Source organism: Prevotella dentalis DSM 3688, from assembly GCF_000242335.1.
GTDB lineage: Bacteria > Bacteroidota > Bacteroidia > Bacteroidales > Bacteroidaceae > Prevotella > Prevotella seregens.
The window spans coordinates 1,488,143-1,501,404 of record NC_019960.1 but is presented as its reverse complement, the minus strand read 5'-3'; the positions used below and the strand labels follow the sequence as shown (position 1 = coordinate 1,501,404).

The window sequence follows — 13,262 nt, the reverse complement described above, 5'->3', positions numbered from 1 at the left end:
TTTTAAGAATTCTTTTACTTTTGCACTTGTCGGATGCAGACCGGAAACCGATCTTGATACGCCCGGCAGCAAGAGAAGACGATCAAATGAATGATTATTTTAACCATTTAAACATAGTGAACATGAAAAAGATTATCCTTTCAGCAGTTGTGATGCTTTCCTCCTTGGCTGGCTATGCTCAGCACGAGGTCGGTACATTGTCATTGAAACCCCAAGTGGGCATGACCATTTCCAGCCTGACCAACGCCAATGCCGATGCCAAAGTAGGCCTTGCCGCCGGTGCCGAATTCGAGTATCAGGCCACCGACATCTTCAGCATCACCGCCGGTGCACTCTATTCTATGCAGGGTGCCAAGTGGAGCGGAATCAGCGTCGACCTGCCTTTCGTGGGCAAGGTAAAGACCGGCGACGTGAAACTCAACCTGAGTTACATCAACGTGCCCATCCTGGCCAACGTGTATGTACTCAAGGGAATGGCCGTGAAACTTGGCGTGCAGCCCGGCTTTTGCGTAGACAAGGACAACTCAATTGCCAAGACTGTAGACCTGGCCATCCCCGTGGGGCTGTCGTATGAGTACAACAACTTCGTGCTTGACGGCCGTTACAACTTCGGTGTGACCGACGCTTTCAAGTCTGGCGACGCGAAGAACAGCGTGTTCCAGATTACGCTTGGCTACAAGTTCGACCTGTAATCCATGCGCGAAGCGCGTGCCGGACACACGTCATGTATGTGTCGTCCGCACGTCATGCACGTGCCGGCCCGGTGCCGATACCAAAGACTCCCTGAAAGAATGCACTTCATTCTTCCGGGGAGTCTCCTTATATATAAGGTGTGGTCAGCCCACCTGGGAGCCGGGCTTCACCTCGCCGAGCGTCGTGGTGACGGCCAGCGACCCGTCGAAATTGAGGGCGGAGAGAATCATGCCCTGGCTTTCGATGCCCATTATCTTGCGTGGAGCAAAGTTGGCCACGAAGAGCACGTCCTTGCCCACCAGCTGTTCGGGCTCGTAAAACTTGGCGATACCCGAGAGGATGGTACGGTCCTGCCCCGACCCGTCGTCGATGGTGAACTGCAAAAGCTTGTTGCTTTTCTTCACCTTTTGGCAGTCCTTGACGTGCCCCACACGGATGTCGAGCTTCTCGAAATCGTCGAACGGGATGTCGGCCTTGATGGGCGCAGCCTTGTAATCCAGTGCGGCCTGGGCCTGTTCGTTGGTTTGGCGCGTGGCCTCCAGCTTGTCGAGCTGAGCCTGGATGGCCTCGTCCTCGATCTTTTCAAAGAGCAGATGCGGCTTGCCCAGCCGGTTGCCGGCCTTGAGCAGTTCGGTACTGCCCAGCTCGGCCCAGTCGAAACGTGTCATGCCAATCATGCCACGCAGGTCGCGGCTGCTGAAAGGCAGGAACGGTTCAAAGGCTATGGCCAGGTTGGCCACCAGCTGCAACGAGATGTTCAGAATGGTTTCCACGCGCTTGGAATCGGTTTTCCACACTTTCCAGGGCTCGCATTCGGTGATGTACCGATTGCCGATACGGGCCAGGTTCATGGCCTCTTTCTGGGCCTCGCGGAACTTGAAGGCATCGAGATACTGCTCCACTTTTTCCTTCACATCCTTGAACTCGGCGACAGCCTGACGGTCCACATCCAGCAGTTCGCCGCAGGCCGGCACCACGCCGTCCCAGTATTTCCAGGTGAGTTGCAGGGCGCGATTCACGAAGTTGCCGTAGATCGCTACCAGTTCGGAATTGTTGCGCTCCTGAAAATCCCTCCAGGTGTAATTGTTGTCCTTGGTTTCCGGGGCGTTGGCCGTGAGCACATAGCGCAGCACATCCTGCTTGCCGGGGAAGTCGCGGAGGTATTCATGCAGCCAAACGGCCCAGTTGCGCGAGGTCGAAATCTTGTCGTTCTCCAGATTGAGAAACTCGTTTGCCGGCACGTTGTCGGGCAGGATGTAGCTGCCGTGGGCCTTGAGCATGGTGGGGAAGATGAGGCAATGGAACACGATGTTGTCCTTGCCGATGAAGTGCACCAAGCGCGTCTCCTCGTCCTGCCACCATTTTTGCCATGTGCCCCAGCGTTCGGGCTCGCGGTCGCAGAGCTCCTTGGTATTGGAAATATAGCCAATCGGCGCGTCGAACCACACGTAGAGCACCTTGCCTTCAGCCCCTTTCACGGGCACGGGGATGCCCCAGTCCAGATCGCGCGTCATGGCGCGGGGCTGCAGATCCATGTCGAGCCAGCTCTTGCACTGGCCGTAGACGTTGGAGCGCCACTCCTTGTGGCCGTCGAGAATCCACTGTCTGAGCCACTCCTGATAGTTGTTCAAGGGCAGGTACCAGTTCTTGGTCTGCCGCACCACAGGCTTCGCTCCGCTGATGGTGGAGTGGGGCTCGATGAGCTCCATGGGGCTCAAGTCGCTGCCGCACCGCTCGCACTGGTCGCCGTAGGCATTGGGATTGCCGCAGTGGGGGCAGGTGCCCATGACGTAACGGTCGGCCAGAAACTGGTGGGCTTCCTCGTCGTAGAGCTGCTCGGTGTCCTTTTCCACGAGCTTGCCGTCGTTGTATAGCTTCCTGAAGAAGTCGGAGGCAAACTGATGGTGCGTCTTCGAGGTGGTGCGGCTGTACACGTCAAACGAGATGCCGAACTCCTCGAACGAGTCCTTTATCAGCTTGTGGTAGCGGTCGCACACGTCTTGCGGCGTGAGCCCCTCCTTTTTGGCACGGATGGTAATGGGCACGCCGTGCTCGTCGGAACCGCCTACAAACACCACCTCCTGCTTCTTGAGCCGGAGGTAGCGCACGTAAATGTCGGCCGGTACATATACGCCGGCGAGGTGCCCTATGTGCACGCCGCCGTTGGCATAAGGCAGTGCAGCGGTGACCGTGGTCCGCTTGAACTTGTTGTTTTGCATCTGAATGTAATTTGTAATTTGCGTACAAAATTACAAATTAATCTGCTAACGGGCTACAAAAAGCCCCATGAACTTCGGCCCATTCCGCCTTTTTCGATGTCGGTGCGGCGGGTGTCACTCCGTCTTGCCACAGCCGGCCGTGTGCCCGGCAACGGCTTCGAGCAGCAGTTCCACCAGCCGCGGCAGGGCGTAGCGTTCGATGTCGGCCTCGGCAATCCAGCGGTAGCCGGGGGGCAGCGCGGGGCGCAGGTCGGTGTCGAGCAGGTAGAAGTCGGCCAGAAGAATGCGGTGGGTGAGCACGTGCTTCACGCCTTGGCGCAGTAGGGTGAGCCTCCCGTCCAGCCGGGGCAGGGGTGCATCCTCGACGAGCAGCGGCTCCCACAGCCCCTGCCAGATGTCGCCCGCGCCGCGTTGACGGATGGCTGTGTGGCCCTCGCAGCGTATATAGACGTAGCTTAGGCGGCGGGTGGCGACCTTGACGGTCTTGAGTTTCACGGGCAATTCCTCGGTGCGGCCCTGCCGCAGGGCCACACATCGCTCTGCCAACGGGCAGAGCAGGCAGTTGGGCGACTTGGGTGTACACTGGATGGCGCCGAAGTCCATGAGGGCCTGGTTCACGGCCCCTGCTTCGTGTCCCACGATGAGTTGGTCGGCCATGGCCTGGAACAGGTGCTTGCCCTCCGTGGAGTTGATGGGCGTGTCGAGCCCATGGACGCGCGCCAGCACGCGGTAGACGTTGCCGTCGACCACGGCGGCCTGCAGCCCGAAGGCCAGCGAGGCAATGGCGGCGGCGGTGTAGTCGCCCACGCCTTTCAGCTGCCTGATGGTGTCGAGCGTGTCGGGAAAGCGGCCCATGGCCGCCACTTGGCGGGCGGCGTGGTGCAGGTTGCGGGCGCGGCTGTAGTAGCCCAGCCCTTGCCACAGGCGCAGCACGTCGTCCTCCGAGGCTGCTGCCAGATCGGCCACGGTGGGATAGCGGGCCATGAACCGCTCCCAGTAGGCCTGTCCCTGACTGATGCGCGTCTGCTGAAGAATCACTTCACTGAGCCAGATGGCATACGGGTCGCGGGTGTGGCGCCAGGGCAAGTCGCGCCCATGCTCGGCATACCACTCGAGCAGCGTGCTGGCAAGGTCGGGCGTGGGCATCTATCTGCCTCCCCCTTTCCGCGTGCATTCGGGGCAGAGCCCCTTGACCACGTAGTTGGCCGTGGCCGCAGTGTAGCCCTCGGGCACGGTCACCGGCGGCACGGGCGTGTCGTAAAGGCAGAAGAGCCGGTGGCAGCTCCTGCAATAAAAGTGGACGTGCGTGTCGTCGTCGTCGCCGTCTTCGTCGTGGCTTAGACACAGTTCATACCTCACCCCGCCCTCGCCGTCGTCCAGCGCGTGCACCAGATGGTGTTCGCGAAAGAGCATCAGCGAGCGGAAGATGCCGCTCTTGTCGATAGTCAGTATGGCCGTCTCCAGGTCGGAGAGCGATGCCGGACGGGGGGCGGCGGCCAGGGCTTTGGCCACCACGATACGGTTGCTCGTGGGCTTGACGCCGTGCTGTTGGAGCAGTTTTACGCAGGTCGATTCATCCATTACAGTTGCAAAAATAGCAATTATTCCGCGTTTTTCGCCATGCCGTCGCGTTAAAATCGCTATCTTTGCAACAGATAACCAACCACAGCCAACAGTCCATGAAGATACAGAAACCCTCCTTTGAGATATGGCTCCAACAGCCGGGACTCGACGGAATATACCGCCAGATAGAGCGGGCGGGCCGCGTTTGTTACAAAAGCGAAGACCACTGCACGGCCGATTCGGCCCGTCCCTTTGTCGAGCGGATGGTCAAGAGCGACCACACGGCCATGCTCGAGCACGGCACGGTGTACCTTGCCTGTCCCTCGGCCGGCCGTCCTGCCGGGGCCGCCGGCCCTGCCGCCGCCCTGCCCCCTGCCGAGCGTTACCGCCGCAACAAGTTCTCTTGGGTGAACGACGTGGCGGGCACGGCCTACGTGACAACCAACCTGCGCGTGCTGGCCGAGAACGGATGGATGACCGACCTCGACCTGCTTGCCGGGCCCACACCGCACCACGAGCGGCGCGTCACCGTGCACTTCACCACCCAGATAGGCACCACCCGCGAGTTCAACCGCCACCGTGCCAACTCCATGGCCGAGCAGTCCACGCGCTATTGCAACTATGCCAAGGACAAGTTTGGCAACGAAATCACCGTGAACCTGCCCACGTGGGTGGCCGATGCGGCCGCAGCCCCCGAACCCGCCGCGGATGCCGGCACGCTCGCCACGCTCTTCGGCCGCGTGATGGCCGGCACGGCCACCGACCTGGAGAACTGGCAATTTGCCAATCTGGCCGCAGAACGGGCCTACATGAACCTGATGGCCGCGGGCCGAAAGCCGCAGGAAGCCCGTGCCGTGCTGCCGCTCGACACCAACACCGAACTGGTGCACACCGCCTTCGTGGCCGACTGGCGCCACTTCTTCGACCTGCGCGCCCTGGGCACCACCGGCGCTCCCCATCCCGATGCCAGGGTGCTGGCACAGCCCCTCATGGAGGAGTTTGTGCGGCTGGGACTGCTCTAAGCCGATGGTTGTGAGTGTTCCTGCCGGTCTGCTGCACCCTTTGGACCTGACCGTTGAGCCGCCGCAGCGGTTCAACAATCCTTTTTATTATACCCCCGATGCGCTTTGCCGCGGGGCCATGAACGTGCTCACGGCCTGGCTCGACGGCTCGGTGTCGCAGTGTTTCTCCTCCCGGCCACCCTCGTCGGCTTTCCGGGCGGAGATTGCCCGTGGCAAGATGTTTGGCGTGCTGATTGTCGAAACGCCTTGTCCGGCTCCCTCTTCCTCGCCTACCGACGGCCCTGCACCGCCCCGTTATCAGTTTCTCGCCGGCTACAGCGGGCAGATAGGCGGGCGTAGCGACTGGCCGGACTTCGTGCCGGCCGTGTTCGATTATCTGCAGCCCGACGGCTATTTCAAGCGCGAGGAGGCCGCAATCGTAGACCTCGGCCAGCAGTTGGCGCAGCTGCCCCGCCCTCGGCCATGGGAAGGGACGGCCGGCGCGCCGCGTCCTGCGGCCGACAAGGCGCGGCGACAGGACGAAACCGACGAGGCCTACATCCGCCGCCGGCAGTTCGAGAATGCCGAGCTGCACCGTTGGAAGCTGGGGCAGCGGGCCCTGCGCGAGGCGTTCGAGGCCGGCGAACGGCAGAAAGCGGAGTGCATCCAGACCCTTAAACGGCTGCGGCGCCAGCGCAGCGACGCCCTGCAGACGTGGCTCTTCCGCCACTTCGTGATGTGCAATGCGCGGGGCGAGCGGCGCAACCTGGTCGACATCTTTGCCGACCATCGGCTGGAGCCACCCGGCGGGGCGGGCGAGTGCTGCGAGCCGCGGCTGCTGCACTATGCCTTCAGCCACGGGCTGCGGCCGGTGGGCATGGCGATGTTTTGGTGGGGCGAGAGCCCGCGGGGCGAGGTGCGCCACCACCTGCTGTGCTATCCGGCGTGCAACGGCAAGTGCAAGCCCCTGCTGCCGTGGATGCTGCGGGGCATGGACGTGGCCTCCAACCCGCTGGAACAACCCTCGGCTCACACACTGCCGATGGTCTACGAGGACGACTGGATTTGCGTGGTGGACAAGCCCGCGGGCATGCTCTCCGTGCCGGGAAAGAACGGGCGCGAGAGCGTGCTGGGCCTCTTGCGCCGCCGCTATCCCGCCGCCGAGGGGCCGCTCATCGTCCACAGACTGGACATGGACACGAGCGGACTGATGGTGGTGGCCCTCACCATGGAGGCTTATCTGGACTTGCAACGGCAGTTCCTGCGGCGCGAGGTGTCCAAGCGTTACGTGGCCGAGCTGGTGCGTCCGCTGGCTGTAGGGCGTGGCTCGATAGCCTTGCCCCTGCGTCCCGACCTGGCCGACCGTCCCCGACAGATGGTGGATCGGCTGCACGGCCGCCCGGCGGAGACGCGCTTTGAGCGGATAGATGGCCGCCGGGTGGCCCTCTATCCGCACACGGGACGCACCCACCAGCTGCGCGTGCACTGCGCCCACCGACAGGGTCTCGACAATCCCATCGTGGGCGATGCCCTCTACGGACAGCGGGCCGACCGGCTGCACCTGCATGCCCAGACTCTCTCTTTCCGCCATCCGCAGACGGGCCGACAGATGACCTTCACCTCTCTCGTCCCTTTTTAAGACAGGGTATCTTTAGACAGAACAACATATCTTACAGATGGCTCGCGCGGTGGGAGAAAGACATAGTAACAAAAGAACATATCAGCTCACACGGTATTTTTTAGACATAGTAACAAAAGAACATATTGGCTGCGCGATGAATGGGCTCACGCAGAGGCACGGAGACAAGGAGGCTGCGCGAAGAAAGGGCTCACGCAAAGGCGCGAGGACAAGGAGGTTGCGCGAAGAAAGGGCTCACGCAAAGGCGCGAGGACAAGGAGGTTGCGCGGGGATTTTCAAATCTGAATTTGGGGAAAACGAATGGATGGCCGGTGATTAAAGGTGTTGGCGTAGGGGCTGGGCTCCGTGCCAGCCCCTATGTTTGGAACAAACGTTCACGGTGGTAGGATGCGTGAAAATGCGGTTGTGCATGCGCCACGACGGGGCCATGCCATGACGAATGAAACCCAATCTTTGTGGCATCCCTCGGTCGGGGCAAAATCGTCACGGCGTAAACGCGTTGTGTTTGCGCCGTCGTCGCATCTCGTTTACACCGTTATCACGATGCAAAAAGGCCGTAAACGCTTTGCGTTTACGGCCTTTCTGTTGCAGGTGCACGGTGTCATGGTTACAAGTATGCGGTATCATGGTTGTGAAAATGCAGTGTAAAGATTGTGGGTGCAGTGTGCCATGGTTGTGAAAATGCGGTGCAATGGTTGATAGAATGTGGCACAATGGTTGTGGGTGCACGGCGTCGCCATGGCATGCCAACGGTATGTGGGCATTTCGTATTGCATATAACGTTTGTTCCAAACGGGCGGGCCGGCACGGAGGCCGGCCCCTACGTCAATACCTTTAATCACCGGCCATCCATTTGATGACCTTAAGTTCAGATTTAAAAATCCCCGCGCAGCCTCCTTTTCTCCGCGCCTCTGCGTGAGCCCTTTCTTCGCGCAGCCAATATGTTCTTTTGTTACTATGTCTAAAAAATACCGTGTGAGCTGATATGTTCTTTTGTTACTATGTCTTTTTCCCACCGCGCGAGCCATCTGTAAGATATGTTGTTCTGTCTAAACCCACCCATTATTCTGTCTAAAAAGCGCAGGCGGAGCCGTCTCAATACAGGTGTTGGACGACGAGCGTGAGGTTGTGTCCGAGGAGCAGGGCCACCACAAAGACCAGGACCGCCTGCGCCAGGAGATGCCACTTTCCCCGCATGCGCTGCAACACGAACGAGGCGGCGATGGGGAGGGTGAACAGCCATCCCGAGGCCATGATATAGATTTCGTTCACGGCGAAGCCAAGGACGAGGTTGAGCAGAACGTCGAAACAGAACCAGCAGAACAGCATCTGCACCAGCCGGTGCCGCCGCCCCAGCCACAGGCCACCCGCGAGCAGCGCCACCATGAACGCCTCCACGGCGTAGCACCACCACGAGTGGTAGCGCACGATGCTGGGTCGCGTGCGCAGCACATCCTCCAGCGCGTGGCCGCGGTGCAGCAGGATAGACTCGCCGAAATAGTCCTCGACGAGGATGGGCAGCCGTGGCGTGGAGAAGTCCATGAGGCTTGCCACCCCCGTGCCGGCCGCTTTCATGTCGTGCGTTTGCTTCCAGCGGCGGTGGTCGGCAATCTCTTTTTTCTGCTTGGCGTCCATGGTCTTGGCGCTCTTTTTTTCCATCTGGGCGATGGCTTCGGCCTGTGGCACCTCGAAAGCCTCCACCTGATACTGCTGGATGCCCAGCAGCAACGCCAGCGGCATGACCGTGCCCAGCAGGACGAACCGGGGCCTGAACACGCGGCGGCTGTTCACAAAAAGGTCGGCCAGCAGCGTCTTCACGCCGTTGGAGGCCGCGATGCCCGCGGTGAAAAACAGCAGCAGGGCCGACTGCCACCACAGCATCAGCCGACCCGTCATCAGCTTCTTGCCGGCGATGTAGGCCGTCATGGTGAGCAGCATGAGTGAGATGACGAAATGGTCGGGCACCATGGCCGGCACCATGACATGGCCGAAAGAGAAGAGCAGGGCCGTGAGCAGCAGGGCATCATTTCGCGGCACCGACAGGAGCTCGCGGAAGATGCGGTACATGAAGATGGCCGTGTAGACGGCCGAGAAAACCAGCACTGCCCCTATCATGAACACCGCAAAGTTGACGCCTGTCTCGGTCATGAGCCAGTGGTTGAGCAGGTACATGGGGTAGAGAAACGAGAGATAGAGCGGGTGGCGGATGGTGATGAAGTGGATGCGAAGCCCCGACACGGTGATCCACGACCAGCAGTCGTAGCCCGACATGGTGAACCTGCGCGTGAAGAGCGACCAGAATCCGCCCGGCGCTCCCTGGGTGTAGGCCTCCCAGTGGCTGCCGATGAGCAGGGCGTTGAGTCCCACAAAGAACAGCAGGGCCACGAGGGCCAGCCACCGTTCCTCCCGTTTGATTTTGAAAATATGCAGTGGATGGGTCATGAGAATGGTTTCAAGTGGTGTGTTGAACCTTGGTTTGTGGCCGCAAAAATACGAAAAAAAGGCGAAAGGGGATTGCCTTTAGGTACTGAAAAGCATGGTTTTCCGAATAATTCACCTATCTTTGCAAGGGCGTGTTCCGGCTGTGGCAGACAGCGGCAACGGCGGAACCATGCCATAGAACTCAAGGACGAATGATGACAAAACAACCCTACAAGACGGACATTGCGGTGCTGATGCTCTTCTTCAACCGCCCGGAGACGTTCCGGCTGGTGTTCGACGAGGTGAGGAAAGCCCGGCCCTCGCGGCTGTTTCTCTACCAAGACGGGCCACGCGACGGGCGCGACCTGCCCGGTGTGGAGGCGTGCCGGCAGATCGTGGCCGACGAGAACATCGACTGGGAATGCGACGTGGCGCGCAACTATCAGACGCAAAACCGCGGCTGCGACCCGTCGGGCTACCTGTCGCATACGTGGGCTTTCTCGCTGGCCGACAAGGTGATGGTGCTCGAGGACGACGTGGTGCCCGCGCAATCGTTCTTTCCTTTTTGCAAGGAAATGCTCGATCGCTACGAGCACGACCCGCGCGTGGCGATGGTGGCAGGCTTCAATACCGACGAGGTGACGCCCGGAGTGCCCTACGATTACTTCTTTACCTCGGTGTTTTCCATCTGGGGATGGGCCTCGTGGCGACGGGTGGTGGAGCAGTGGGACGAGCAGTATGGCTTCATGCGCGACGACTTCAACCGCCGCCAGCTGGCCTCGCTCGTCAGGGCAAGGGGCTACCGGCGCGACTTCATGCGCATGTGTGCCGACCATGCTGCGAGCGGCAAACCTTTCTTCGAGAGCATCTTCTGGGCGGCCCTGCTCATGGGCAACGGACTGGCTGTGACGCCTACCCGCAACATGATTAACAACGTGGGGGCCACCGCCGACTCCACTCATTTCTCGGCGTTGAAGACCATGCCGCGCCGCCTGCGCCGCATCTTCACCATGCGGCGGTTCGAAACCGACTTCCCGTTGCGCCATCCGCGGTATGTCATGGAGTACGTGGACTACAAGGAACACTTCTATCGTGCACAGGGCTGGAACCATCCTTGGCTCAAGGTGGGCCGCTCAATGGAGGAATTAATGCTGAATCTTCGCTACGCCAACTTTGCCGCCATCGGCCGCGCACTGGCCCGGCGGGTGGGCAAGTGGACGGGCCGGGAGCGGCATCGGTAGGAGAGTTTTGGGGGCGTGCCCCTACCAGAGGTACTCTGTGTAGAGCCATCCGTTCCATGCCAGGAAGAAGAGAGCCAGCGTGAGCACCGTCAGGCGGGCAGCCGTGTGCAGCCTCGGCGAGCGGCGGAGTGCCCTGAATAAGTAGGCCATGGCTATGGTGAGCACGAAGAGCCAGTGGGGCGACATGATGTAAACCTCGTTGAGACCGAAGCCCAGCACCACGTGGATGAACATGTCGAAAAGGAAGAAACCGAGGGCCAGCCAGAGGAAACGGCTGCGTCGTCCGCACCAGACGCCCGCCAGAAAGAGCAGTACGAGCAGGGCCTCGACCACGTAGTTGAGGGCGTAGCGGTAGGTCACGATGACGGGACGGGTGGACAGGTCGTCTTCGAGCAGATGGTCCTGGTGCAGCTGCAACGCCTCGCCGAAGAGATTTTCGACCACCGACGGCCACCGCGGCGTGGTGATGTCGGTCCACTGTGAGAACTCGCCTTGGGCGATGGGACGGCCCACATGGGCTTTCCAAGGCTTGTGGTTTTCGCGGGCTTGACGGGCTTGGGCTTTCGCGGCCAGCAGTCGGTCGATGGCCCGGTGGATGGCGGCGGTGTCGCGCAGACGCGTGGTATCGCGGAAAGCGCGTGCCGTCTTGTCGCGCCGTATCTGCTCGTTGCGGGCACGGATTTCCTGTCGGGTGATGTATTTGGGCCGCTCAAAATGGTACCATTCCAGTCGGGCCACGCCCCAAAGCAGGGCCGACGGCAAGGCGACGACCAGCAGCAGGTGGGCCGGCCGCCAGAAACGGCGGCCGTTGGCAGCCCAGCAGGCCATGAACGTCTTGATTCCGTTGTTGAGCGAGATGCCGGCCGTGAGTGTGAAGAGCAGCAGCGTTTGCCAGGCGCGCATGGGCCTCCCGTGCTGCATCTTGCGCCCAGTCAGGTAGAGGGTGAGCACCAGCATGAACATCGAGAGTGCGAAATGGTCGGGCACCGACACGGCCACCATGACATAGGCAAACGAAAACGTGAGGCCGCCGAGTAGCCAGGCGTCGGCCCGCGTCACGCCCACCACCTCGTGGAAGATGCGGCAAAGGAAGACAAACGCATAGAAACTGCACGCCACCAGCAGGGCTCCCACCACCAGTTGGGCGCAGTTGCAGCCCGTGAGCAGCATGAGGCCTTGGTTGATTTGGTTGGGAATGTACATGAAGAAAGCCAGCAACGGATGGCGGTAGATGTTGTATTCCGTGTCCCAGTTGGACACCACGGCATAGGTGAGGGGGTCGAATCCCGAGATGTGGAACGTGCGCACGAAAAGCCGGTGGTAGTTGTCGGCTGGAGTCATAAACCGGTCTGCATAGCGCGCAATGACGAGAACGTTGAGCGTGATGGTGTAGACGAGGGCCGCAAGAGCCGTCCACCGTTCGTCGCGGCGTATCTTGAAGAGGGAGAGGTAAGGCATTCAGGAGCTGTGTTGTTTGAGGAAAAAGCGCACCAGCAGGAAGTTGACGGGCACGCAGATACCGAACATGGGGATGGGTGCCAGCTGTCTGGGCACGCCCAGCCAGAGGAAAAGGGCCAGCGTGACCATCTGCAACAGGTAGTTGACAAGGTGGCTCAGCGCGAAGCCCGCGCCGCGCCGGGCATTGGCCTTGACGTGGAACGTGAAGCGGGTGCTGGCATAAAAGTTGAACAGGAAGCTGACGGCGTAGCCCAAAGTGTTGGCCACGCCGGCGGCTGCCCACCGCAACAGCAGCAGGTAGACACCATATTGTATCAGCGTGGCCACGGCCCCCACGATGCCGAAGCGCAGCACTTCGCCCAGCTGCTGCCGTCGTTCAGGGGCGAAACGGCTTGTAATATCCTTGGTCTGCATAGGCTAACAGTTCGCAGTCGCCCCGGCTGTCGCCAAAGGCGGTGATGAAATAGTGTGAGCGCGGCCCGCTGAGCGCGGTCTCCACACGCCTCACCTTTTCCGCCCCGTAGCAGTTGGGGGAGGCGAAGTGGCCGGTGAGACGGCCGCCGGCAACCTCGACCTGCGTGCCGAGCACACGCACCTGGCGGTGCGGCAGGAAGAACGGGGCCACCCAATTGTCGATGCTTGCACTCACAATGAGCACCTCGGCACCCTCGGCCAAGGCGCGGTCCATGGCCGCAAGGCCTTGTGGCCGCAGCAGGTGGGCCGAGTCGTGGGCAAAGCTCCGGCAGCAGGCATCGAAGGCTTCGAGCGGCATTCCCCTGAAGTAGAAAGAGAAGAGGCGTTGCTTGGCCCGGCTGTTGGAGTAGAGTTTCAGCTTCATCAGCACCAGCAGCGGGGCGTGGAGCAGCAGTCCGCCCAGCAGGGCGGGCAGGCCCCGGACGTGGCGAATGAAGGCGAGCAGCGTGTCGCGGGTGGTGAGCGTGCCGTCGAAGTCGAAGGCATACAGCCTCTTGCGTTCGGTTGCCGCCGGGCTTTGTCCGGCCGTTATGGGGTGGTGAGGGGTCGTCAT

At 61.0% G+C, this 13,262-nt stretch carries 11 protein-coding genes; 4 read left to right on the top strand and 7 right to left on the bottom strand.

What is annotated here, in order from left to right; all coding sequences use genetic code 11:
* Positions 1-122 precede the first annotated feature (122 nt).
* Positions 123-692, top strand: coding sequence for a porin family protein (locus PREDE_RS05925; RefSeq protein ID WP_015298545.1), 570 nt, complete (start codon positions 123-125; stop codon positions 690-692).
* A gap of 144 nt (positions 693-836) precedes the next feature.
* Here PREDE_RS05925 and metG read toward each other — a convergent pair whose 3' ends face one another.
* The 3 genes from metG to PREDE_RS05910 form a co-directional block, all read right to left on the bottom strand.
* Positions 837-2,912, bottom strand: coding sequence for a methionine--tRNA ligase (gene metG, locus PREDE_RS05920; RefSeq protein ID WP_005845050.1), 2,076 nt, complete (start codon positions 2,910-2,912; stop codon positions 837-839).
* 114 nt (positions 2,913-3,026) lie between these two features.
* A complete protein-coding gene (mutY, locus tag PREDE_RS05915) occupies positions 3,027-4,058 on the bottom strand; it encodes an A/G-specific adenine glycosylase (protein ID WP_005845049.1) in 1,032 nt (343 codons plus the stop codon).
* Positions 4,059-4,493, bottom strand: a complete 435-nt coding sequence (locus PREDE_RS05910; RefSeq protein WP_005845047.1) for a Fur family transcriptional regulator — start codon at positions 4,491-4,493, stop codon at positions 4,059-4,061. It abuts the gene before it with no gap.
* 98 nt (positions 4,494-4,591) lie between these two features.
* Here PREDE_RS05910 and PREDE_RS05905 point away from each other — a divergent pair, with 98 nt between their 5' ends.
* Both PREDE_RS05905 and PREDE_RS05900 read left to right on the top strand, forming a co-directional pair.
* Positions 4,592-5,497 (top strand): FAD-dependent thymidylate synthase, encoded by a 906-nt coding sequence (locus tag PREDE_RS05905; RefSeq protein ID WP_005845045.1) that lies wholly within the window; start codon positions 4,592-4,594, stop codon positions 5,495-5,497.
* A gap of 4 nt (positions 5,498-5,501) precedes the next feature.
* A complete protein-coding gene (locus PREDE_RS05900; protein ID WP_005845043.1) occupies positions 5,502-7,115 on the top strand; it encodes an RluA family pseudouridine synthase in 1,614 nt (537 codons plus the stop codon).
* Positions 7,116-8,210: 1,095 nt separating this feature from the next.
* Here the strand turns inward: PREDE_RS05900 and PREDE_RS05890 are convergent.
* The gene (locus PREDE_RS05890; protein WP_005845034.1) at positions 8,211-9,557 is read right to left on the bottom strand and encodes a DUF6080 domain-containing protein; all 1,347 of its coding nucleotides are present in this window, start codon (positions 9,555-9,557) and stop codon (positions 8,211-8,213) included.
* A 191-nt stretch (positions 9,558-9,748) separates the two neighbouring features.
* Between PREDE_RS05890 and PREDE_RS05885 the strand changes: the two genes are divergently transcribed.
* Positions 9,749-10,777 (top strand): hypothetical protein, encoded by a 1,029-nt coding sequence (locus tag PREDE_RS05885; protein WP_005845031.1) that lies wholly within the window; start codon positions 9,749-9,751, stop codon positions 10,775-10,777.
* A 21-nt stretch (positions 10,778-10,798) separates the two neighbouring features.
* On the opposite strand, the gene PREDE_RS05880 is transcribed toward PREDE_RS05885, so the two are convergent.
* The 3 genes from PREDE_RS05880 to PREDE_RS05870 are packed head-to-tail and all read right to left on the bottom strand — an operon-like array spanning position 10,799 to position 13,262.
* On the bottom strand, positions 10,799-12,235 hold the full coding sequence (locus PREDE_RS05880; RefSeq protein ID WP_005845029.1) for a DUF6080 domain-containing protein: 1,437 nt from the start codon (positions 12,233-12,235) through the stop codon (positions 10,799-10,801).
* Entirely contained in the window at positions 12,236-12,649 is a 414-nt protein-coding gene (locus PREDE_RS05875) for a GtrA family protein (protein WP_005845028.1), read from the bottom strand. It lies immediately after the preceding gene.
* Positions 12,612-13,262: an HAD family hydrolase gene (locus PREDE_RS05870; RefSeq protein ID WP_015298543.1), complete on the bottom strand. Its 651-nt coding sequence runs from the start codon at positions 13,260-13,262 to the stop codon at positions 12,612-12,614. The genes PREDE_RS05875 and PREDE_RS05870 overlap by 38 nt, the downstream gene beginning before the upstream one ends.